General features: G+C 71.7%; 23 protein-coding genes. 9 read left to right on the top strand and 14 right to left on the bottom strand.

What is annotated here, in order from left to right; translation table 11 throughout:
* The first annotated feature begins 451 nt into the window (after positions 1–451).
* Both IEY87_RS22620 and IEY87_RS22615 read left to right on the top strand, forming a co-directional pair.
* Positions 452–1,186 carry an SDR family NAD(P)-dependent oxidoreductase gene (locus tag IEY87_RS22620; RefSeq protein ID WP_189140716.1) on the top strand — a complete coding sequence of 245 codons (735 nt, stop codon included), beginning with the start codon at positions 452–454 and terminating at the stop codon, positions 1,184–1,186.
* 62 nt (positions 1,187–1,248) lie between these two features.
* A complete protein-coding gene (locus IEY87_RS22615; protein WP_189140715.1) occupies positions 1,249–1,653 on the top strand; it encodes a nuclear transport factor 2 family protein in 405 nt (134 codons plus the stop codon).
* Positions 1,654–1,662: 9 nt separating this feature from the next.
* Here IEY87_RS22615 and IEY87_RS22610 read toward each other — a convergent pair whose 3' ends face one another.
* Both IEY87_RS22610 and IEY87_RS47000 read right to left on the bottom strand, forming a co-directional pair.
* A complete protein-coding gene (locus tag IEY87_RS22610) occupies positions 1,663–2,247 on the bottom strand; it encodes a TetR/AcrR family transcriptional regulator (protein WP_189140714.1) in 585 nt (194 codons plus the stop codon).
* Between the two features lie 41 nt (positions 2,248–2,288).
* Positions 2,289–2,825: a TetR/AcrR family transcriptional regulator gene (locus IEY87_RS47000; protein WP_189140713.1), complete on the bottom strand. Its 537-nt coding sequence runs from the start codon at positions 2,823–2,825 to the stop codon at positions 2,289–2,291.
* A gap of 161 nt (positions 2,826–2,986) precedes the next feature.
* Between IEY87_RS47000 and IEY87_RS22600 the strand changes: the two genes are divergently transcribed.
* On the top strand, positions 2,987–3,325 hold the full coding sequence (locus IEY87_RS22600; RefSeq protein WP_189140712.1) for a Rossmann-fold NAD(P)-binding domain-containing protein: 339 nt from the start codon (positions 2,987–2,989) through the stop codon (positions 3,323–3,325).
* A 55-nt stretch (positions 3,326–3,380) separates the two neighbouring features.
* On the opposite strand, the gene IEY87_RS22595 is transcribed toward IEY87_RS22600, so the two are convergent.
* The gene (locus tag IEY87_RS22595) at positions 3,381–4,817 is read right to left on the bottom strand and encodes an aminotransferase-like domain-containing protein (protein ID WP_189140711.1); all 1,437 of its coding nucleotides are present in this window, start codon (positions 4,815–4,817) and stop codon (positions 3,381–3,383) included.
* Here IEY87_RS22595 and IEY87_RS22590 point away from each other — a divergent pair.
* On the top strand, positions 4,816–6,045 hold the full coding sequence (locus tag IEY87_RS22590) for an aminotransferase class V-fold PLP-dependent enzyme (RefSeq protein WP_189140710.1): 1,230 nt from the start codon (positions 4,816–4,818) through the stop codon (positions 6,043–6,045). The genes IEY87_RS22595 and IEY87_RS22590 overlap by 2 nt on opposite strands.
* 23 nt (positions 6,046–6,068) lie before the next feature.
* Here the strand turns inward: IEY87_RS22590 and IEY87_RS22585 are convergent, their stop codons facing one another.
* Genes IEY87_RS22585 through IEY87_RS22575 form a run of 3 tightly spaced genes read right to left on the bottom strand, consistent with a single transcriptional unit; the run spans position 6,069 to position 8,340 of the window.
* Positions 6,069–7,043, bottom strand: coding sequence for an NAD(P)-dependent alcohol dehydrogenase (locus IEY87_RS22585; RefSeq protein ID WP_189140709.1), 975 nt, complete (start codon positions 7,041–7,043; stop codon positions 6,069–6,071).
* Entirely contained in the window at positions 7,043–7,999 is a 957-nt protein-coding gene (locus IEY87_RS22580; RefSeq protein WP_189140708.1) for a permease prefix domain 1-containing protein, read from the bottom strand. The genes IEY87_RS22585 and IEY87_RS22580 overlap by 1 nt, the downstream gene beginning before the upstream one ends.
* Positions 7,996–8,340, bottom strand: a complete 345-nt coding sequence (locus IEY87_RS22575; protein ID WP_189140707.1) for a PadR family transcriptional regulator — start codon at positions 8,338–8,340, stop codon at positions 7,996–7,998. Before IEY87_RS22575 ends, IEY87_RS22580 begins: the two co-directional genes overlap by 4 nt.
* Positions 8,341–8,405: 65 nt before the next feature.
* Between IEY87_RS22575 and IEY87_RS22570 the strand changes: the two genes are divergently transcribed.
* Both IEY87_RS22570 and IEY87_RS22565 read left to right on the top strand, forming a co-directional pair.
* Positions 8,406–9,476, top strand: a complete 1,071-nt coding sequence (locus tag IEY87_RS22570) for a winged helix DNA-binding domain-containing protein (RefSeq protein WP_225277255.1) — start codon at positions 8,406–8,408, stop codon at positions 9,474–9,476.
* Positions 9,477–9,902 (top strand): SRPBCC family protein, encoded by a 426-nt coding sequence (locus tag IEY87_RS22565; protein WP_189140706.1) that lies wholly within the window; start codon positions 9,477–9,479, stop codon positions 9,900–9,902.
* Positions 9,903–9,905: 3 nt separating this feature from the next.
* On the opposite strand, the gene IEY87_RS22560 is transcribed toward IEY87_RS22565, so the two are convergent.
* The 3 genes from IEY87_RS22560 to IEY87_RS22550 are packed head-to-tail and all read right to left on the bottom strand — an operon-like array spanning position 9,906 to position 12,369.
* Positions 9,906–11,510: an FAD-dependent monooxygenase gene (locus tag IEY87_RS22560; RefSeq protein WP_189140705.1), complete on the bottom strand. Its 1,605-nt coding sequence runs from the start codon at positions 11,508–11,510 to the stop codon at positions 9,906–9,908.
* Positions 11,511–11,548: 38 nt separating this feature from the next.
* Positions 11,549–12,148, bottom strand: a complete 600-nt coding sequence (locus IEY87_RS22555) for a TetR/AcrR family transcriptional regulator (protein ID WP_189140704.1) — start codon at positions 12,146–12,148, stop codon at positions 11,549–11,551.
* A gap of 59 nt (positions 12,149–12,207) precedes the next feature.
* Positions 12,208–12,369 carry a hypothetical protein gene (locus tag IEY87_RS22550; protein ID WP_225277254.1) on the bottom strand — a complete coding sequence of 54 codons (162 nt, stop codon included), beginning with the start codon at positions 12,367–12,369 and terminating at the stop codon, positions 12,208–12,210.
* 55 nt (positions 12,370–12,424) lie between these two features.
* On the opposite strand from IEY87_RS22550, the gene IEY87_RS22545 reads away from it, so the two are divergent.
* Both IEY87_RS22545 and IEY87_RS22540 read left to right on the top strand, forming a co-directional pair.
* Positions 12,425–13,642 (top strand): sensor histidine kinase, encoded by a 1,218-nt coding sequence (locus tag IEY87_RS22545; protein ID WP_189140703.1) that lies wholly within the window; start codon positions 12,425–12,427, stop codon positions 13,640–13,642.
* Between the two features lie 134 nt (positions 13,643–13,776).
* On the top strand, positions 13,777–14,175 hold the full coding sequence (locus IEY87_RS22540) for a tyrosine-type recombinase/integrase (RefSeq protein WP_189140702.1): 399 nt from the start codon (positions 13,777–13,779) through the stop codon (positions 14,173–14,175).
* A gap of 377 nt (positions 14,176–14,552) precedes the next feature.
* On the opposite strand, the gene IEY87_RS22535 is transcribed toward IEY87_RS22540, so the two are convergent.
* The 5 genes from IEY87_RS22535 to IEY87_RS22515 all read right to left on the bottom strand — a co-directional run bounded on the left by IEY87_RS22535 (position 14,553) and on the right by IEY87_RS22515 (position 17,475).
* Positions 14,553–14,786, bottom strand: a complete 234-nt coding sequence (locus IEY87_RS22535) for a hypothetical protein (RefSeq protein WP_189140701.1) — start codon at positions 14,784–14,786, stop codon at positions 14,553–14,555.
* A gap of 111 nt (positions 14,787–14,897) precedes the next feature.
* Positions 14,898–15,593 (bottom strand): ABC transporter permease, encoded by a 696-nt coding sequence (locus IEY87_RS22530; protein ID WP_189140700.1) that lies wholly within the window; start codon positions 15,591–15,593, stop codon positions 14,898–14,900.
* The gene (locus tag IEY87_RS22525) at positions 15,590–16,495 is read right to left on the bottom strand and encodes an ABC transporter ATP-binding protein (RefSeq protein ID WP_189140699.1); all 906 of its coding nucleotides are present in this window, start codon (positions 16,493–16,495) and stop codon (positions 15,590–15,592) included. The genes IEY87_RS22530 and IEY87_RS22525 overlap by 4 nt, the downstream gene beginning before the upstream one ends.
* The gene (locus IEY87_RS22520) at positions 16,492–16,866 is read right to left on the bottom strand and encodes a GntR family transcriptional regulator (RefSeq protein WP_189140698.1); all 375 of its coding nucleotides are present in this window, start codon (positions 16,864–16,866) and stop codon (positions 16,492–16,494) included. Before IEY87_RS22520 ends, IEY87_RS22525 begins: the two co-directional genes overlap by 4 nt.
* A gap of 39 nt (positions 16,867–16,905) precedes the next feature.
* Positions 16,906–17,475 (bottom strand): recombinase family protein, encoded by a 570-nt coding sequence (locus tag IEY87_RS22515; RefSeq protein ID WP_229699369.1) that lies wholly within the window; start codon positions 17,473–17,475, stop codon positions 16,906–16,908.
* Here IEY87_RS22515 and IEY87_RS22510 point away from each other — a divergent pair.
* Positions 17,474–18,223: a class I SAM-dependent methyltransferase gene (locus IEY87_RS22510; RefSeq protein ID WP_189140697.1), complete on the top strand. Its 750-nt coding sequence runs from the start codon at positions 17,474–17,476 to the stop codon at positions 18,221–18,223. The two genes, IEY87_RS22515 and IEY87_RS22510, sit on opposite strands and share 2 nt — an antisense overlap.
* The last annotated feature ends 28 nt before the right edge of the window (positions 18,224–18,251 follow it).

The following is an 18,251-nucleotide window of genomic DNA, read 5'->3' as shown; positions in this document are numbered from 1 at the left end:
CGGCGACCTGATCAAGGTCGCGGCTCCGCAGCACGTGGCCGACGTCCGCGACGTGTTCATCGAACATCTCACTGCGGCAGAGATGGCGATGCTCGTCACCATCGGCGACAAAGTCGCCGAACGGCTGGCGGCGCTGGAACACAAGCCCTGATACCCGATCCCGGACCTCATCGCTCACGCACTGCGTGCGTGTCGGCCTCGAACTCCTGAAGCCATGGCCGAGGGCTGAGGCCGTTCAGCACAACGGCAGCTTGCGGGGCCGGCAGCGCGTCCAGCCCGCCCCTGGGGCCCTTCTCCAACTCCGTCATGGGTCCATGGCGCCCCGGCTGGGTAACGACCGGTGTACATAGATTGCGCCCCGGCCGCTCAGTCTGTACCGTAAGCAAACAGATCGGTGTACATAACACCGTCACCCCAGGTGCGCTCGGCACCACTGACCCAGGGAGCGACCATGGGAAAGCTTGACGGCAAGGTAGCGGTCATCACCGGCGGCACCACCGGCCTGGCGCTGGCCGGCGCGAAGCTGTTCGTCGACGAGGGAGCGCACGTCTTCATCACCGGCCGCCGCCAGGACGCCCTGGACGAGGCCGTGAAGCAGATCGGCCGTAACGTCACCGGCGTCCAGGGCGATGCCGGTGACCTGGACGACCTGGACCGCCTGTACGACACGGTCAAGCGGGAGAAGGGCAGCCTCGACGTGCTGTGGGCCAGCGCCGGCATGGGCGAGCCCGCCCTGCTCGGCGAGATCACCGAGGCCCACTTCCACGCCGCGTTCTGGCTCAACGCCCGCGGCACCCTGTTCACCGTTCAGAAGGCGCTCCCGCTCTTCAACGACGGCGGCTCCATCCTCATGACCGGCTCCAACGCCTCCCTCGGCGCCTTCCCCGGCTGGAGCGTCTACGCCGGCAGCAAGGCCGTCCAGCAGGCCTGGGCCCGCGTCTGGCTCAACGAGCTCAAGGACCGCCGCATCCGCGTCAACGTCCTGACCCCCGGCCAGGTCGCCACCGCCAAGCAGGAAGAGCTCTTCGACGAGGCCACCAAGCGCCAGTTCGAGTCCCTCATCCCCCGCGGCCAGATGGGCCGCCCCGACGAAATCGCCACCGCCGCCCTCTTCCTCGCCTCCGACGACTCCAGCTACGTCAACGGCATGGAGCTCGTCGCCGACGGCGGCACCACCGCCATCTGACAACCGTTGATCTCGCGGCGCACGGGTAACGTCGCAGCAGGGAGCTCGACGAGGGGACTGGGATGACACTGACCGTTGAGGACCGTACGGCCATCATCGAGCTGATCTCGTTGCACGGCCATCTCGTGGACGCGGGCGAGCTCGACCGCCTGGACGAGCTCTTCACCGCCGGCATCCGCTACGACGTCACCGACCTCGGTGGCGGCATCATCCAGGGGCTGGCGGCGCTGCGGGAGGCGGCGCTCGCGCTGGGCGAGGCGAACCCCGTCGGCCATCACGTCACCAACATCGTGCTCACCCAGCAGGCCGACGGCACGGTGCACGGCCTGTCCAAGGGGATCGGCGTGCAGGCGGACGGCACCTGCGCGAGTGTCACGTACGAGGACGTGATCGTGCGCGGTGACGGCGGGTGGCGCATCACCCAGCGCAAGGTCGTGCGGCGGCGGGCCCCGCTCGGCGGGCGGTGACGGCGGGCTTCAGGCGAGGGAGTCGATCCAGCGCGTGAGGCGGCGCCCTTCGGCGGTCATCAGCTCCGGGTCGCGGAAGGTGTTGGTGAGCAGCGAGATCCCCTGGTAGGCGGCGACCAGGGCGACCGCGAGCTCACGGGAGTCGGCCCGGCCCATCTCCGCGAAGCGCCGCTCCACCCAGTCGATCAGCAGCCCCATGACGCCGGCCGCCACCCGGTCCAGGCCGTCGGCCCGTTTGCCCAGCTCCGAGCAGAGAGTGCCGGTGGGGCAGCCGTAGCTGACGGTGAGGTCGCGCTGGTCCACCCAGCCCTGGACGAGGGCTTTGAGGCGGTCCTGCGGCGTGGCGGCGTGCTGCTCCAGGATGGCGGTCATCGTGTGCAGGTGCTGCGCGTGCGCGCCGATCGCCGCCTCGATGAGCTGGTCCTTGGTCTTGAAGTAGTAGTAGACGTTGCCCACGGGAATTTCGGCCGCCTGGGCGATGTCGGCGAGCGTCGTCTTCTCGACTCCCTGCTCGTGCAGCACCCGCGTGGCGGCGGTCACCAACCGCTCACGCTTGCCCGGCTTGCGCGTCGCGCTCTTCACTGAGTCAGTCATCTTACTGACATGATAGGCGACCGGGTCGCCGCCGGCGCCGCTCACGGGTGTTGTTCGGCGACGGTCCGCATGGCGGCGAGCAGGTCGTCGGCGGACGGCTCGCTGGCGGGGTCGACGAGCCACAGCGCCGCGGCTCCGGCCAGCAGCATCTGGTAGAGGGCGCCGAGCCGGTCGTCGGGCTCATCGTGGCCGAACAGCTGGACGAGTCCTTCGCGCGCCTGCCGGTTGGCTTCGGCCAGGGTGGCGCGCAGGCCGGGGTCCATCTGCCCGGAGTCCATGTGCGCGAGCAGTTCGAACTGCACCGCCCACAGCCGCTTGGACTCCGCGAAGGACTCCACGACCCGGGGCCAGACGTCCGCGAACCGCTGCCCCGACAACTGGCCGAACCCGTCCGCCCATTCCTCCACCGCCCCCGTCAGGGCCGCGTTGAGCAGCGCCTCTTTCGACCCGAAGTGGTAGCCGATCGCGGCCAGGCTCACGCCGGACGCCGAAGCGATGTCGCGCGCGGTCGTCCGGGCGTACCCCTTGGCCAGCAGGCAGCGCTTCGCTCCCGCGAGCAGGTCTTCGCGATTTCCCATACGGTGATTCTACATATGTTCCAGACGTTCGTCTTGAACAAACGTCTCACACGTCGGGGACAGCATCGCGGCGATCGACGGGACCGCCGTCACCTTCCACAGCGGGCGGACCCGCCATTTCGACCTGATCATCGGCGCCGACGGCCTGCATTGCCAAGGCGATGTTCCTGTTCGCCTCCCCGCCGCTCGACCACGACCGCCGCGACCAGGCCGGGCGGCGTGAGCTCCTCGCCGACGCCTTCGCCGGCGAGGGCTGGGAGGTGCCCACGCTCCTCGCCGGGATGGCCGAGGCGCCCGACTTCTCCTTCGACAGGCTCAGCCAGGTCCATCTCGGCCGCTGGTCGAAGGGCCGGGTCGCGCTCGCCGCCTCCACCGCCTCGGGCCAGGGCACGGGTCTCGCCCTCGTCGGCGCCTACGTCCTGGCCGCCGAGCTGGCGCGCCACGACGGCCACGACGAGGCCTTCACTGCCTATGAGCGGCGCATGCGCCCGTTCGCCTAGGCCAACCAGAAGCTGGGCCCCGCCAACACGCCCATCCACCACGCCGCCAACGCGATCACCGTGGACTGAACGTCTCCGCCCGGACGCGCACCTCGCCCCGGGCCACCGCCGCGAGCCTGTGGGCGCCTTCGGCCAGGTCGGCGGTGTCGGCGGCGGCCGCGAAGCTGAGCCTGAGGTAGGCCCCGGACGGTTCGGCGGGGAAGAAGCGGCGGCCGGCGTCGACCGCCACGCCGTGCTCGCGGGCGGCGGCCGCGAAGGCGGCGTCGTCGGCTCCCGGCGGCAACTCCACCCACAGGTGCAGGCCGCCCGCCGGGGTGCGGGTGAGCCGCCAGCCGGGCACCCGCGAGGCCAGCGCGCCGGCCAGGAGGGTGCGGCGCTCGCGCAGCGCCGCGCCGAGTGCGCGCAGGTGGCGGTCCCAGGCGGGGGTGCTGAGCAGCTCGATGGCCGCCTCCTGCAGGGGGCGGGCGGTGAAGAAGTCGTCGACGAAGCGCATGCCCGCCAGTCGCCGCAGCACCGGGCCGCGGGCGATCACCGCGCCGATGCGCAGGCTGGGCGCGGCGGGCTTGGTGAGCGAGGTCAGGTGGATCACCGTGCCGTCGCGGTCGTCGGCGACCAGCGGGGGCGGCAGCGGGCCGCCGTGTCCGAGGTGGCGGGCGAAGTCGTCCTCGATGAGGAAGGCGCCCGCGGCCCTGGCCACCTCGGCGACCTGCCCGCGTCGCTCGGGCGCGAGCACCGTGCCGGTCGGGTTGTGGAACGTCGGCTGGCAGTACAGGACCCGGGCGCCGGTCATGGCGAAGGCGTCGGCGAGCAGGCCGGGGCGGATGCCGTCGCCGTCCATCGGCACGGGCACCGGGCGCAGCCCCGCGGCGCGGGCGGCGGCCAGCGCGCCCGGATAGGTGGGCGACTCCATCAGCACGGCGCCGCCGGGCGCGGCGATCGCCCGGAAGAGCATGGACAGGGCGCCCTGCGCGCCACCGGTGACCAGCACGTCCTCGGCGGTGACGGCCCCGCCCGCCTGCCTGGCGAAGATCGCGCGCAGGGGCGCCAGGCCGGCCGTGGGAGCGCGGTGCCAGGCGTCCGGCCGGCGGGCCGCGCGGGCCAGAGCGGCGCCCAGGGCCCGGGTCGGCTGGAGCGTTTCGTGCGGGTAGCCGCCCGCCATGGCGATCATCCCCTCGGGCAGGGGGCGCGGCGGCTCGACGGCGACGCCCGGGTCGAAGTCGCGCCCGGACAGGGCCACCGACTGCCAGGAGGTGTCCGGCACGCCGTCGGCCGCCCGCTCCCGGCGAGGGGCGACGAACGTGCCGCTGCCGGGGCGGGTGACCACCACCCCTTCGGCGGCCAGGGTGGCGATCGCCCGCGAGACGGTGCCCGGCCCCACCCGGTAGCGCTGCGTCAGCTCGCGGCTGCTGGGCAGCCGGTCGCCCGGCGCCAGCCCGGTCAGCAGCGTGCGGAGGCTGGAGGCCAGATCGGTGGAAGTGCTACTGTCGGACATGAAGACTCATGGTAGCGCTACCGGCGCTGGGGCGGAAACACTACTGGACGTCGCCGCGCTGCGCGCCGACACCCCGGGCTGCGAGCAGGTGGTGCACTTCAACAACGCCGGCTGCGGCCTGCTGGCCGCCCCCGTCCTCGCCACGATGCTCGACCACCTCAACCTGGAGGCGCGCCTCGGCGGTTACGAGGCGGCCGCCGCCCGCGCCGAGCAGGTCCGCGCCTTCTACACCGAGACCGCCGCGCTGATCAACTGCGCGCCGGGCAACATCGCCTTCGCGGGCAGCGCCACCCATGCCTACGCCACCGCGCTGTCGTCGATCCCGTTCGAGGCCGGGGACGTCATCCTGACCACCCGCAACGACTTCATCTCCAACCAGATCGCCTTCCTGTCGCTGCGCAAGAGGTTCGGGGTGCGGCTGGTGCACGCTCCCGACCTGCCCGAAGGCGGCGTGGACGTGGCCGCGATGGCGGCGCTGATGCGCGCCCACCGGCCCCGCCTGGTGAGCGCCACCCACATCCCCACCAACTCCGGCCTGGTCCAGCCGATCGCCGAGATCGGCGCGCACTGCCGCGAACTCGGCCTGCTCTACCTGGTCGACGCCTGCCAGTCCGTCGGGCAGTTCCCGATCGACGTGGCCGAGATCGGCTGCGACCTGCTCACCGCCACCTGCCGTAAGTTCCTGCGCGGCCCGCGCGGCTCGGGCTTCCTGTACGTGTCCGACCGGGTCCTGCGCGACGGGTACGAGCCCCTGTTCATCGACATGCACGGCTCCCGCTGGGTCTCGCCGGACAGCTACCGGCCGGTGGAGTCGGCGGCCAGGTTCGAGGAGTGGGAGTTCCCGTACGCCACCGTGCTGGGGTGCGCGGCGGCCGTCCGCTACGCCCGCCAGGTCGGCGTGGCGGCGATCGCCCGGCGCACCCCGGCGCTGGCGGCGCGGCTGCGCGCCCGGCTCGGCGACCTGGCGGGCGTGCGCCTGCTGGACCGGGGCCGGACGCTGGGGGCGCTGGTGACCTTCGAGGTCGAGGGCTGGCAGGCGGAGCCGTTCAAGGCGGCGATGGACGCGGCGGGGGTCAACTCGGCGCTCAGTTTCCGGGAGTTCGCCCAGTTCGACTTCGCGGACAAGGACGTCGAGTGGTGCCTGCGCCTGTCACCGCACTACTACAACACCGAGGACGAGGTGGACCGGGTGGCGGACATCGTGGCCGGGCTGCGCGCGTCCCCATGAGCACGGCGAGCACGCGGGGTTCGTCAGCCGGCTTCGGCGGCGTGGACGGTGATGACGACCTTCGCCCGCGCGTGTTCCACGCCGAGGTAGCGCAGCGCCTCGGCGGTCTGGCTCAGGGGGTAGGTCCTGTCGATGGCCGGGGTGATCTTCCCGGCTTCGATGAGGTCCTTCAGCTCGGCCAGGTGGTTGCCGCTCGCGCTGACCGGGCGCAGGCTCTGGCGGACGAACGATGAGATCGCCAGGGCGCGGAGGATGCGGCGCATGGGCCCGAACCAGCGGCCGCCTTCGCCGGAGGAGAGCAGGAGGGTGCCGGTGGGGGTCAGGGTGCGCCGCAGGGCCGACAGCGGATGGTTGCCCACCAGGTCCAGGATGACGTCGTAGCGCCGCTCGCCCCGGGTGAAGTCGTCCTTGGTGTAGTCGATGACGTCGTCGGCGCCGAGCGAGCGGACCAGGCCGGTGTTCCTGGTGCTGCAGACGCCGGTCACGCGGGCGCCGGCGGCCTTGGCGATCTGCACGGCGAAGGTGCCCACGCCTCCCGAGGCGCCGTTGACCAGGACCTCGTGCCCGGGCCGTAACCGGCCGCGGAACGCCTGGAGGGCGGTGGTGGCGGCCACCGGCACCGCGGCGGCCTGCTCGAAGGTGAGGTTGGCCGGTTTCATCTCCAGCAGCCGCTCCGGGACGCAGGTGTACTCGGCGAGGGTCCCGAAGTCGTTCTCGGCGTAGACCTCGTCGCCGGGGCGGAACCTGGTGACCTTCGCCCCCACCGCCTCCACCCGGCCGGCGACGTCCCTGCCGGGCACGAGATGCTTGGGCCGGCGCAGCCCGAACACCAGGCGGAGCACGTACGGCGATCCGCTGGAGACGATCCAGTCGCCCCGGTTGAGCGAGACCGCGTGGACGCGGACGAGCACGTCGTCGTCTGTCATCACCGGCATCTCGATGTCCCGAAATTCCATGACATCGGGGGAGCCGTATCTGTCGTGCACGATGGCTTTCATCACAGTCCTTCGCTGGTGGTCGTGGTGGGCCGGCGGCGCAACGCCCGCCGGAAGCCCTCGGCGGTGTCGGCCAGGCCCATGAGGGCCAGGGCGATCACGAGGACGTTGGAGATCACTGCCCGCGGCCAGCCCAGGGCCGCGAAGAACGCGTCGTTCAGCAGCAGGCCGCCGGTGGTGAGCCAGATCACCGGCACCAGGAACAGCACGGTGAGCACCGCGTTCGCCACGGCCTGCGGCATCCCCCAGCCCACGTAGTGGCCCAGAAGGTCGAAGCCGATGCGCGCGGCCGCGAAGAAGATGCCCAGGTAGAGCGCACCGGACTCCCACAGCGCGGGCGCGATCACCCCGATCGGCTCGCCGGCGGCGCCGGTGAGCGGTCCCACCGTCTGGGACAGCACGAGCAGGCAGGCGAGCAGGGCCGTGACCACGGCCCCGCCGATCAGCCCGACGAGGTCGATCCGGTAGGTGGGCAGGGCGGAGACGTCCCACTTCGTCCGCACCTTCTCGCGCAGCGCCGGCGACCGCCCGACGACGGCGAACACGGCGGTCACCCAGAACGCGATGTGCATGGCCGCCACCAGGACGGCGACGACCGCGTCCCCCACGACCCGCCCGATCGGCGCGCCGTCGAGGAACCGCACGATGCCGGCGGCGACGAACAGCAGCGGCAGGACCGCCGACAGCAGCGCCTTGAGCACCCGGACGTAGTCGAGGTAGAGCTCCGGGCCGATGAGGTGCAGCGGCCGGTCGGTGTAGCGGGCGGCCAGGCGCGCGGGGTCGCCGAGCTCGGCGAGCACCTGCGCCTCGGCGCTCCCGGCGTCGGCGCCGTCCCGCAGCCGGTCGTCGATCGCGTCGGCGATCGAGGCGCGCAGCTCGCGCTCCAGGTCGGGGCGCTGCCTGCCGGGAACGCCGCGCAGCATCGCCAGGACATAGCGGTCGGTGAGGGTGGCCGTCATGACTCGTCCTTCAGGAGGGTGCGGAAGGCGGTGTTGAGCTCGGTCCAGTCGCCGGTGAGGGTGGCCGCGAGCTCGGCCCCGTCGGCGCTGGTGCGGTAGAACTTGCGCGGCCGCGACTCCTCGGTGTTCCACTCGCTGGTGAGCAGCCCCTGCTTCTCCAGGCGGCGCAGCAGCGGATAGAGGGTGTTGGCATCGACCGCGAAGCCCTTGCTCTCCAGCGCCTCCAGCAGCGCGTAGCCGTAGTCGGGCCGCTCCAGGATCAGCAGGCAGGCCAGCACGACGGTCCCGCGCCGGAGCTCCTGGCGGTGCGTGGCGAGCGCGTCATCATCGATCACCACCATGACGATACTGTGCGGCACACACTATGGCAAGGTCGCACAGCATTGTGTGGTGTTAAGGTAAGGCGGTGATCAGCCGTCATGCGCTCAACCGCGCCACCCTCGACCGCCAGCTGCTGCTGCGGCGCCACTCCATGCCGGCCCTCCAGGCCGTGGAGCACCTGGTCGGATTACAGGCGCAGGCGCCGTTCCCGCCCTACTTCGGGCTCTGGTCGCGCCTGGACGGCTTCCGCCCCGAGGAGCTGGCGCGGCTGCTGGAGCAGCGGGAGGTGGTCCGGATCGTGCTCATGCGCGGCACCGTCCACCTGGTCAGCGCCGCCGACGGCCTGACCCTGCGGCCGCTCACCCAGCCGCTGCTCACCAAATACCTGCTGAACGCGTACGGCACGGTCATGGCGTCGCTGGACCTGGACGCGGTCGTCGCGACGGGACGTCAGGTGCTGGCGGCGGGGCCGCTGACCGGCGCCCAGCTCGGCGTGCGGATGGCCGAGCACCACCCCGGCGCCGGCGCGACGGATCTGTCGCAGATCATGCGCATGCTGGTGCCGCTCGTGCAGGTGCCGCCCCGGGCCGTGTGGGGCAAGGCCGGACAGACCGCCTACGCCACGGTGGAGTCCTGGCTCGGCCGCGAGCCGCACCCGGCCCCCAGTCTCGACGACCTCGTCCTCCGCTATCTGGCCGCGTTCGGTCCCGCCACCGTCGCCGACGCCCAGGCCTGGTCCGGGCTGACCAGGCTGCGCGAGGTGTTCGACCGGCTGCGGGCCCGGCTCGTGGTCCTGGAGGACGAGCACGGCCGCGAGCTGTTCGACCTGCCGGACGCGCCCAGGCCGGGGCCCGGCGCGCCGGCGCCCGTGCGCCTGCTGGCGCCGTTCGACAACCTGCTGCTCAGCCACGCCGACCGCAGCCGCGTCATCTCCGACGACCACCGCAAACGCGTCATCACCATCAACGGCCAAGTCCTCGGCACCGTCCTGGTCGACGGCTTCGTCCAGGGCGCGTGGCGGCGGGACAAGGCCGTGCTGACCGTGGACATGTTCGCGCCGGTGACGGCGGGGCAGGCGGAGGAGATCCGGGCCGAGGCCGCCGCGCTGCTGGCCTTCGCCGAACCCGGCAAGGCCCACGACATCAGGGGGATCTAAGTGGGGGAGTACGTGTACGCGACCGCCGCCGTGCACGTGCCCGCGCCGCCGGAGCAGGTGTTCGCCCTGGTCACCGACTGGCCCCGGCACCGGGAGTGGATGTTCATGACCACGGCCCGGCAGACGGGCGCCGACCGGGTCGAGGCCTACACCGGGATCTGGCCGGTCGGATTCCTCGACGTCATGACGATCACCGCGTGGGAGCCTCCGACGCTGGTGCGGATGCGGCACATCGGCCGGCTGGTGCGGGGCGAGGGCGTCATCCGCGTCCAGGCCCGCGAGGGGGGTAGCCGGGTGATCTGGGGCGAGCGGCTGCGGCCGCCGTTCGGGCCGCTCGGGCGGGCGTTGTGGCCGCTGGCACGGCCGGTCGCCGTCATGCTGGCCCGCCGCTCCCTGCGCAAACTGGGCCGGCTGCTGTCCGCGTGACGCTCAGACCAGGGACGTGCGTACGTGCTCCGCGACCTGACCGCTCAGCAGGGCGCGCACGGCCTCGGCGAGCACGGCGTCGGTGTGCGGCCCGGCGGGCTCGGCGGCGCGCCAGGCGATGAACCCGTCCGGGCGGATCAGCACGGCCCCGCCACCGGTGACCCCGAACGCCGTCGCCCAGCGCCGCTCCGGGTCCCCGAGCAGCGGGCTCGCCGGAATCACCGGCCCGTCCGCCACCTGGTACGACGAGAGCCACGGCCCGATGAGGCGGGCGGCGGCCTCGGTCCACGCGGCGCCCTCGGGCCCGGCCAGCAGCACGGCCCCCTGAGCCCACAGGTCGACGGTGGACACCCGCCGGCCCCGCCGGCGCAGCCACACGTGCGGCGCACGGGCGCCGGGGTCGCCGGTCGGGTGGTGGGCATCCTCGAAGCCCGCGCCGTCGTAGCGGTAGCCGAACTTGACGCTCACCTCGTCGACGAGCTCGACCGCCGCGACCTCGGGCGGCAGCTCGGCGCCGAACCAGTCCCTGCCCGTGGCCAGCGCCTGCTCGACGGTCAGGGTGGCGACGGGGCGGCGTTCGGTGTCATAGGTCTCCAGGAGGGACGGCTCGGCCCACCCGTTGAGCACGTAGGCGAGCTTCCAGGCCAGGTTGGCGGCGTCCTGGATGCCGGTGTTGGCGCCGTAGGCCCCGGCCGGCGGCATGACGTGGGCCGCGTCACCGGCCAGGAAGACCCGGCCGTCGGCGAACCAGTCGGCCACGGCGGCCGTGCTCTGCCAGGGCAGCACCTCCAGCGGTTTGACCGCCAGGTCCGGTATGCCCGCGGCGGCACGGGCGAGCTCGACGCAGCGCGCCGCGGTGAACTGGCCGACGCCGTCGGCGGGATCGTAGGGGACGTGCAGGGCCATCGTGTCGCCGGTGACGCGGACCATGCCGGCGAAGCCCGGGTTGTTCACCTGGCAGATCGCGAAACTCCTGTCGCGCAGCGCGCTGCCGAGGTCGGCGCGGACCATGATGCCGGCGACGTGCTCCAGCACGCCGACGCCGCTCCTGCCGATGCCGAGCTTGCGGCGGATCTTGCTGTCGGTCCCGTCGGCGGCGATCAGGTAGTCGGCGTGCACCATGGTGCGGGCGCCGGTGGCCCGATCCGCCAGCACCGCCGTCACACCGTCCGGCCCGTCGTCGTACGCGCGCAACTCCGTGCCGAACCGCAGATCGGCGCCGAACGCCTCGGCATGCTCGCGCAGCACGGGCTCGAGCACGTCCTGGGAGAGCATGACGTCGTCGCAGGGGCTGACGGCCGACAGGTCCTGGCGGCTGCTCGGCCGCTCGAGCCAGCGGTGGTTGGGGCTGGTCAGGCTCTCGGCCCAGAGCAGCCCCGAGCCGGTGAGCCGCCAGGGCCCCGCCGCGCGCACGGCCTCCTCCACGCCCGCCGCCCGGAACAGCTCCATCGTGCGGGCGTTGTAGCCGGGGGTGCGCGGGTGGATGGAGGTGCCGGCGTGCCGCTCGGCGAGGATCACGCTGACCCCGTGCCGGCTCAGGAACAAGGCGGAGGATAAGCCGATCAGGCTGCCGCCGACGATAAGTACCTCGGTGTAATGGTGGGACATGTCGTCATCTCCTTGGATGTCTCTTCCTTGGATGTCTCTCAGTCGAACGAGGCCAGCAGCCGGTCCAGTTCGTCGCTCAGGTGCGCGCCGGCGCCGGGGGGCAGGGGAGGGCGCATCACCATGCCCATCACGATGTACATGATCATCGTCGCCACGGTGCGGGTGTCGAGATCGCCGCGGACCCGGCCTTCGCGCCGGCCCGCCTCCAGCCAGCCGGTGATCGTCTGGTGCCAGTCGGTGTGCGTCTCGGCGATCATGTCGTGGATCACCGGGTCCTCGTGCGAGGTCCAGACCATCTCGTGGAGCAGCCGGAAGTGCCCCGGCTCCGCCTCGGCCTGGCGTTGCAGGCCGGCGAGCATCGTCCGCAGCGCGGCCAGGCCGTCCTCCCAGTCGGCGTCGAGCCGCAGCGGGGCCAGCATCCGCTCGCGGATCGTGTGCTCCAGGACGGCCCGTACGAGGTCGTCCTTGGTCGGGAAGTAGTAGTGCAGGGTCGCGACGGTGATGCCGGCCTCGGCGGCGATGTCGCGGGTGCGCGCCCCTGCCAGGCCGGAGCGGACCATGGCGCGATATCCCGCGGCGACCAGGCGCTCCTGTCGCTCCAGTGATCGCGGTCCCGGCTTGGCACGCTTGACCGTCATGCAACCCTCCACTTTCTATCAGTTGATAGAAAGTTAGGGCCGACCCGCCAGAAAGTCAATCACTTGATAGAAAAAGCGGCCAGGCCAAGGTCGCCCGCGACCCGGTGGATGGTCGGCAGCCGCGAGCCCACGGCGAGCGTACGATCCTGGATCCGCCGGGCGAGCTGGGCCCGCGACCGCTCGAACGGCGGCACCGGCGAGCCCGCGTCGATGACGATCATCGAATGCCCAGCACGTGTCGCGCCATGCATCCGCCGTACGTCTACCGTGGAATCGATGCGCACCGACCACGTCCATCCGCCGCAGGCCAGGCCGTACGGCGCGCCCGACGCGCAAGGGATCCTCGTCTTCGTCCTGCTGGGCGTCGCCGCCGCCTGGGACACCGCGGCCGGCCTCAGCCGGCCCGCCTGGCTCGCCTGGCCGATGCTGGCCGCCGCCACCGCCCTGTACACGGCCGCGATCCTGCCGGCGTTGCGCCGCGGCCCGGCACCCACTCCGGCGGGGCTCGCCGCACTCGCCGCGCTCACCGCCGTGGTGACCGCCGCCGCGGCTCGCTTCGGCGGCGGCTGGCTGTACCTGTTCCCCATGGCCGGCATCGCGTGCGGGGCCGTGCTGTACGGCCGGCGCGTACGGATCGCGCTGCTGGCCCTGACCGGGGTGACGGCGCTGGTGGTGTGGCGGAGCGGCGGGGGACTGGAGTCGATCATGGCCTTCTCCTGGGGGACGTTCAGCGCCGGGATCGTCGTCGCGTTCCTCCGGCACCAGCACACCCTCATCACCGAGCTGCACGACACCCGGCAGCAGCTGGCCGAGGCCGCCGTGACGCGGGAGCGGCTGCGCTTCGCCCGCGACCTGCACGACCTGCTCGGCCACACGCTGTCGGTGATCGTGGTGAAGGCCGAGGCGGCGCGCCGCCTGGCCCTGCGCGACCCCGAGCAGGCCCGGCGGCAGGCGGGCGACATCGAGAAGGTCGGAAGGCAGGCCCTGGCCGAGATCCGCGAGGCGGTCACCGGCTACCGCGAGGCCGGCCTGTCCGCCGAGCTGGAGCGGGCCGCGGACGCGCTGCGCGCGGCAGGCGTCGAGCCGGTGGTGCGCAGGACCGGCCCCGAGCCGGGCGGGCGGGCGCAGACCCTGCTCGGCTGGGTGGTGCGCGAGGGCGTCACCAACGTCATCCGACACAGCGGCGCCACCCGGGCGGAGATCGAGCTTTCAGGCACATCCCTCACCATCCGCGACAACGGCCCCGCCCCCCGCCCACCTCCCGCCGCCACCACCGCGATCGGGCCCGCCACTGACACGGCCACTGACACGGCCACTGACACCGCCGACGATGCGGCCACCGCCACCGAGGACGCTTCCGCCGGCGCCTCCGACGGCGGCGGCAGTGGACTGCGGGGCCTGGCCGAGCGGCTGGCCCAAGCAGGCGGTCAGGTCGAAGCGGGTCCGCTGCCGCAGGGCGGCTGGCAGCTGACGGCCGCCCTGCCCCCGGACTGACCTGGCAAGAAGCGGCGAAGAGGACGGCCGGGCACGTCGAGGGAACACCACGACCACCGGCGACCCAGGCCGTCCGAGGCGGGGGAGGGCGAGCAGTTCCTGCTGGACCGGGCGATGGAGTACGATTCGCCACCGTGTTCCTGGGCCGCGACGCCCGCCAGGCGCTGGCCGACTACCTCGACCAGGAGCGGCCCGGCGACGCCGCCGCCAGCGCTGGCCCGGCCGCGCTGCTGCTGTCGGCCGCCTCCATCGCCGCCCACCGCCCCGACGGCCGCCTCTCGGCCCGCTCCATCAACACCATCGTCGGCGAGATCGGCCGCCTGCACGACGCCCAGATGCCCGACCCCGACCGTAAGCTCGGCACCCTGCGCCCGCACGACGCCCGGCACACCTTCGCCTACGGCCTGTCGCAGGCCTGCGGCCACAACCGCGCCGAACTCGAGCGCCGCCTCGGCCACGCCAACGACCGCTACCTGCGCCTGTACACCAACCCACCCGACGACATCGCCGCCGACTACGTCGAAGACCTATGACCGCGAGACCTGGTCACACCTCAACACGACGGGCAGCGTAGCCATCCGCCCAGTCGATGATCCGGTCGGCGAGTGCTATGACGGCAGCCGCGACGCCGGGAGCACCTGGACCGCCGGCTGCGTCGATGACGCTGAGTGTGAGCCGAGTATGGAACACCGCTTGGCCTGGCGTCGGTTCGACCAAGCTGTACCGATACCACATCGCCATGGTGGTGGCGCGCTCCGCGCCGGCTGCTGATCCAACTCAACCGCCACCAGATCTCGGCCCGCCGGGGGCGCGATCATCTGACGCGGCCACCATCGCCAGCGCCGTTGCGTTGTTTCCTGGACTTCCCGGTGGCGCCTACGACCTCGTAGCCGATACTCGGGCGCGACGCTCAGGAGTCGCGGCGGGCATCCCTTCGCGGCGCGATGAAGACGGCCCAGGCGGCCACACCCAGGCCCGGACCGAAGGACGAACCTAGCCCGACACCGTAAGAGACGTTGTCGAAAAAACCCCCGACGACGACGCCGACGAGGAGGCCGAAGGCAGCGCCAAATGCGATCCAGATCCCGAGATTTGCCCAGATCCCGAGACCTGCGGCGGGCGGGGGCGTGTTGTTGCTCGTCATTGCATCTCTCCCAAGGACGCGGGCGGACAGGGCTGACAATCTGGCGGCCCATCACGGCGGAGTTGGCGTTCGCGTTGTCCGGTTTCCGGAGCGGCCGAGTGCCCGCCGCGCCTACGCCGTGGCACGGCGGATGAGCCTGTACCCGCCGACCGCGAACGCGGCGGCCACCGGGACCGGCCAGCCGGCGAGCAGCGCCGTGGGGGACTGGTCGAGCAACCAGCGGCCGATCGCGTGCCATTGCCGGGTCCACGTGATCAGCGCGGCGGCCAGCCCGAGCGCTGTGAACGCCAGGGTGAGGCCGGCGAGGACGCCGGTGGCGCCCCAGCGCAGGTACAACGTGCCGAGCAGGATCCCGAGGTGGGTCACGACCAGCATGGGTACCGCGTACCCGAGCAGGAGCAGCACCGGGTTGGCGTCATCCATGAACGGCAGGCCGAAGAAGCGCATCCCCATCCCCCAGTAGCCGGTGGCCTGTTCCACGGCGCGCAGCAGGTAGAGCACCAGCGCGTAGACCACCGACTGGACGACCGCGAGCAGCGACCAGGCCAGGTAGAACTCCCGGCGGGTCACGCTCATGCCCAGCGCGTACGGGAAGATCTGGGTGACCGAGACGGTGGCCATCCCGATCGCGATGCCGCACAGGCTGACCAGGCCGCCGGTGTTCGTCACGCCGTCGCCCGGGTCGTAGTTCGCCATGAAGGTCAACAGGTTGATGCCGAACGTGACGGCCATCATGCTCCATGTCCAGCCCAGGATCTGCGGCCAGGCCGGCATCTGGAGACGGGCCACCTGACGGATGCGGTTCATCGGGCGGCCTCCCGGTCCGCCGGCGCCGTTGTCGTCGGCGGTACGGTCAGGCGGACCACGAGTTGCTGCAACGACAGCGGCTCCAGCTCGACGTTCAGCGCCTGCGCGAGCGCCTTCGCGTGCGGTCCGAGCCCACCGAGGATGGTCGACCGGACCAGGCCGCTCAACCGCTCGCGGTGCAACTCGGTGCGTCCGGCGGCGAACCCGTCCACGGCCTCCGCCCGTCCGGTGGCCGCCACCGCCCGCCCGCGCAGGTCGTCGGCGTCCTCATCGAGCAGCAGCCGGCCACGGTCGATGAGCAGCACCCGCTCGACCAGATCGCTCACCTCGTCGATGAGGTGGGTGGACAGCACCACGGTGCGGGGATGCCCGGCGTAGTCGGCGAGCAGGCGGTCGTAGAAAAGCTGCCGGGCGGCCGGGTCGAGCCCGAGGTACGGCTCGTCGAAGAACGTCAGGGGCGCCCGCGCGGCCAGCCCGACGGTCACGCCGAGGGCCGACAGCATGCCCCGCGAGAGCCTGCGGACCAGCCGCCCGGCCGGTAGCTGGAAGTCCGCGGCGAGGCCGTGCGCGAACGTGTCGTCCCAGTTCGCAAACAGCCGACGTGCGGTGCGAAAGACGTGGCGCACGGTGTAGACGTGGGGGTAGCGCTGGCTCTCCCGGACGAAACAGACCTTCGACAGGACGGCCGGGTTCTCCACCGGTGGCGCGTCGAAGACCGACACGTTCCCCGACGACGCGAACGCCTGCCCGGTGAGGATCTGCATCAGGGTGGTCTTGCCCGCCCCGTTGCGCCCGAGCAGGCCGTAGATCGTGTGCTCGGCCAGCGCGAAGCTCACGTCGTCGAGCGCCGTGACGTCACCAAAGCGCTTGGTCACCCCGTGTGCGGTTACCACCGCCGTCATCCCAGGTCCCTCCCGACAACCGCACCGAATGAATCGATCATCTTCATCAGCTCGTCGTGGCCGATGCCGAGCTTGCGCGCCTCGGCGAGCAGGGGTTCCACGTACTGTTCGGTGAACCGTTCCCGTCGCCGCTCGCGCAGCCTGGCCCGGGCGCCACCGGCGACGAACATGCCGATGCCGCGTCGCTTGTAGAGCGTTCCCTCCGATACGAGCTGGTTGACGCCCTTGGCCGCGGTGGCCGGGTTGATCCGGTGAAAGGCGGCAAGCTCGTTGGTGGACGGGACCTGGGCCTCCTCCACCAGCGACCCGTCGATGATCGAGTTTTCGATCAGCTCGGCGATCTGAAGGAAGATCGGTCGGTCGTCGTCCATCGTTGGCTTAGCCGCCCAACTGGTTAGCTACATGTGTAACTAACCATGCAACCTTGCGCCGCGGCTGTCAAGCCGCCCGGGCCGGCCTCCAGGCCGTTCTTGGTCTTGCGGACGATGTCGCGGCGCCTGTCTTCGGACAGGGCGAGGGCCAGGTCCAGGATGAGGGAGCGTTCGGTGTGCTCGCCGGCCGCGATGCCCTCCAGCACTTTGACGGCGACGCCGCGCTGGAACAGGTCGTTGAAGGACGATCAGCCCTTCCAGGAGGTTGCGGCCGAGGCGATCGACCTCGTGGACGGTCAGTATGTCGCCGTCGCGGATGTAGGACAGCGCGTCCAGCAGCGCGGGCCGGTCGTCGGTGGCGAGCTTGCCGCTGGTCTTCTCCTCGAACACCTTCAGGCAGATCGGGTCGAGCGCGTCGTGCTGCCGCTGGGTCTCCTGCTTGTCGGTGCTGACCCGGACCAGGCCGATGAGCGCCAAAGCGGCCGCCTTCCGTTCATCACCGCCGGCCGCGACAACTGCGGGCGTGGCTGAGCAGTGCCCCTGCCCGCACGAGACGGTGGCGAAAGTGCGTTGACCTGCTCCGCGCAGTGGGAGATCATCGCTGCTCATGCTTCACAGTGAGATGTGGGATGACCAGGCCGCTCAGGGCTATGACACTCCTGGGGCCGGCATGTTCGCACCGGCGGTGCTGGGACCGACGGTGGACCGTCTCGTGGAACTCGCCGAGGGCGGGCCGGCACTGGAGTTCGCGATCGGGACCGGGCGGGTGGCCCTGCCTCTTGCGGAGCGCGGAGTCCCGGTCAGTGGCATCGAGCTGTCGCAGCCGATGATCGATCAGCTCCGCACCAAGGCAGACGAGGCGGCCATCCCGGTCGTCGCCGGCGACATGGCCACGGCACAGGCTCCGGGCGAGTTCCGGCTCGTCTATCTCGTCTACAACACCATCTCCAATCTGCTCACGCAGGCCGAGCAGGTTGCCTGTTTCCGTAACGCCGCACGCCATCTCGCGCCGGGCGGGCGGTTCGTCGTCGAGCTGTGGGTTCCCGAACTTCGCAAGCTGCCGCCGGGTCAGCAGGCCGTGGTCTGGGAGTCGGCGACGGGCTACATCGGGCTCGACACCTACGATGTCCTGCGCCAGCAGGTCGTCTCGCATCACTTCCGGTTCGACCCCGAGGCCGGCCGCGAGGCCCGGTTGTTCCGCAGCCCGCACCGGTACATCTGGCCGGCTGAACTCGACCTGATGGCCGAACTGGCCGGAATGACCCTGGAATCCAGGCACGCCGGCTGGACGGGCGAGGCATTCACCGCGGAATCACGCTCCCACGTCTCGGTCTACAGGACGGCCGACCTGCTCTGACCAGCGGTTGGCGGCCTGGTCTGTCTCG

The sequence above is a fragment of the Nonomuraea glycinis genome (assembly GCF_014646515.1).
In the GTDB taxonomy this organism is placed as follows: Bacteria; Actinomycetota; Actinomycetes; order Streptosporangiales; family Streptosporangiaceae; genus Nonomuraea; species Nonomuraea glycinis.
Note: the sequence above shows the minus strand (reverse complement) of the source record. Positions and strands in the feature narration are given on the sequence as shown.

Coding starts and splice junctions, on each gene's coding strand:
- IEY87_RS22535 (WP_189140701.1), bottom strand. CDS start 14,786: ATGACGAGCAACAACACGCCCCCGCCCGCCGCAGGTCTCGGGATCTGG.
- IEY87_RS22520 (WP_189140698.1), bottom strand. CDS start 16,866: ATGGACGACGACCGACCGATCTTCCTTCAGATCGCCGAGCTGATCGAA.
- IEY87_RS22530 (WP_189140700.1), bottom strand. CDS start 15,593: ATGAACCGCATCCGTCAGGTGGCCCGTCTCCAGATGCCGGCCTGGCCG.
- IEY87_RS22610 (WP_189140714.1), bottom strand. CDS start 2,247: ATGACTGACTCAGTGAAGAGCGCGACGCGCAAGCCGGGCAAGCGTGAG.
- IEY87_RS22620 (WP_189140716.1), top strand. CDS start 452: ATGGGAAAGCTTGACGGCAAGGTAGCGGTCATCACCGGCGGCACCACC.
- IEY87_RS22550 (WP_225277254.1), bottom strand. CDS start 12,369: ATGATCGTCATCGACGCGGGCTCGCCGGTGCCGCCGTTCGAGCGGTCG.
- IEY87_RS22585 (WP_189140709.1), bottom strand. CDS start 7,043: ATGAAAGCCATCGTGCACGACAGATACGGCTCCCCCGATGTCATGGAA.
- IEY87_RS22560 (WP_189140705.1), bottom strand. CDS start 11,510: ATGTCCCACCATTACACCGAGGTACTTATCGTCGGCGGCAGCCTGATC.
- IEY87_RS22525 (WP_189140699.1), bottom strand. CDS start 16,495: ATGACGGCGGTGGTAACCGCACACGGGGTGACCAAGCGCTTTGGTGAC.
- IEY87_RS22515 (WP_229699369.1), bottom strand. CDS start 17,475: ATGAGCAGCGATGATCTCCCACTGCGCGGAGCAGGTCAACGCACTTTC.
- IEY87_RS22580 (WP_189140708.1), bottom strand. CDS start 7,999: ATGACGGCCACCCTCACCGACCGCTATGTCCTGGCGATGCTGCGCGGC.
- IEY87_RS22595 (WP_189140711.1), bottom strand. CDS start 4,817: ATGTCCGACAGTAGCACTTCCACCGATCTGGCCTCCAGCCTCCGCACG.
- IEY87_RS22600 (WP_189140712.1), top strand. CDS start 2,987: ATGTTCCTGTTCGCCTCCCCGCCGCTCGACCACGACCGCCGCGACCAG.
- IEY87_RS22575 (WP_189140707.1), bottom strand. CDS start 8,340: ATGGTGGTGATCGATGATGACGCGCTCGCCACGCACCGCCAGGAGCTC.
- IEY87_RS22545 (WP_189140703.1), top strand. CDS start 12,425: ATGCGCACCGACCACGTCCATCCGCCGCAGGCCAGGCCGTACGGCGCG.
- IEY87_RS22590 (WP_189140710.1), top strand. CDS start 4,816: ATGAAGACTCATGGTAGCGCTACCGGCGCTGGGGCGGAAACACTACTG.
- IEY87_RS22510 (WP_189140697.1), top strand. CDS start 17,474: ATGCTTCACAGTGAGATGTGGGATGACCAGGCCGCTCAGGGCTATGAC.
- IEY87_RS22555 (WP_189140704.1), bottom strand. CDS start 12,148: ATGACGGTCAAGCGTGCCAAGCCGGGACCGCGATCACTGGAGCGACAG.
- IEY87_RS47000 (WP_189140713.1), bottom strand. CDS start 2,825: ATGGGAAATCGCGAAGACCTGCTCGCGGGAGCGAAGCGCTGCCTGCTG.
- IEY87_RS22615 (WP_189140715.1), top strand. CDS start 1,249: ATGACACTGACCGTTGAGGACCGTACGGCCATCATCGAGCTGATCTCG.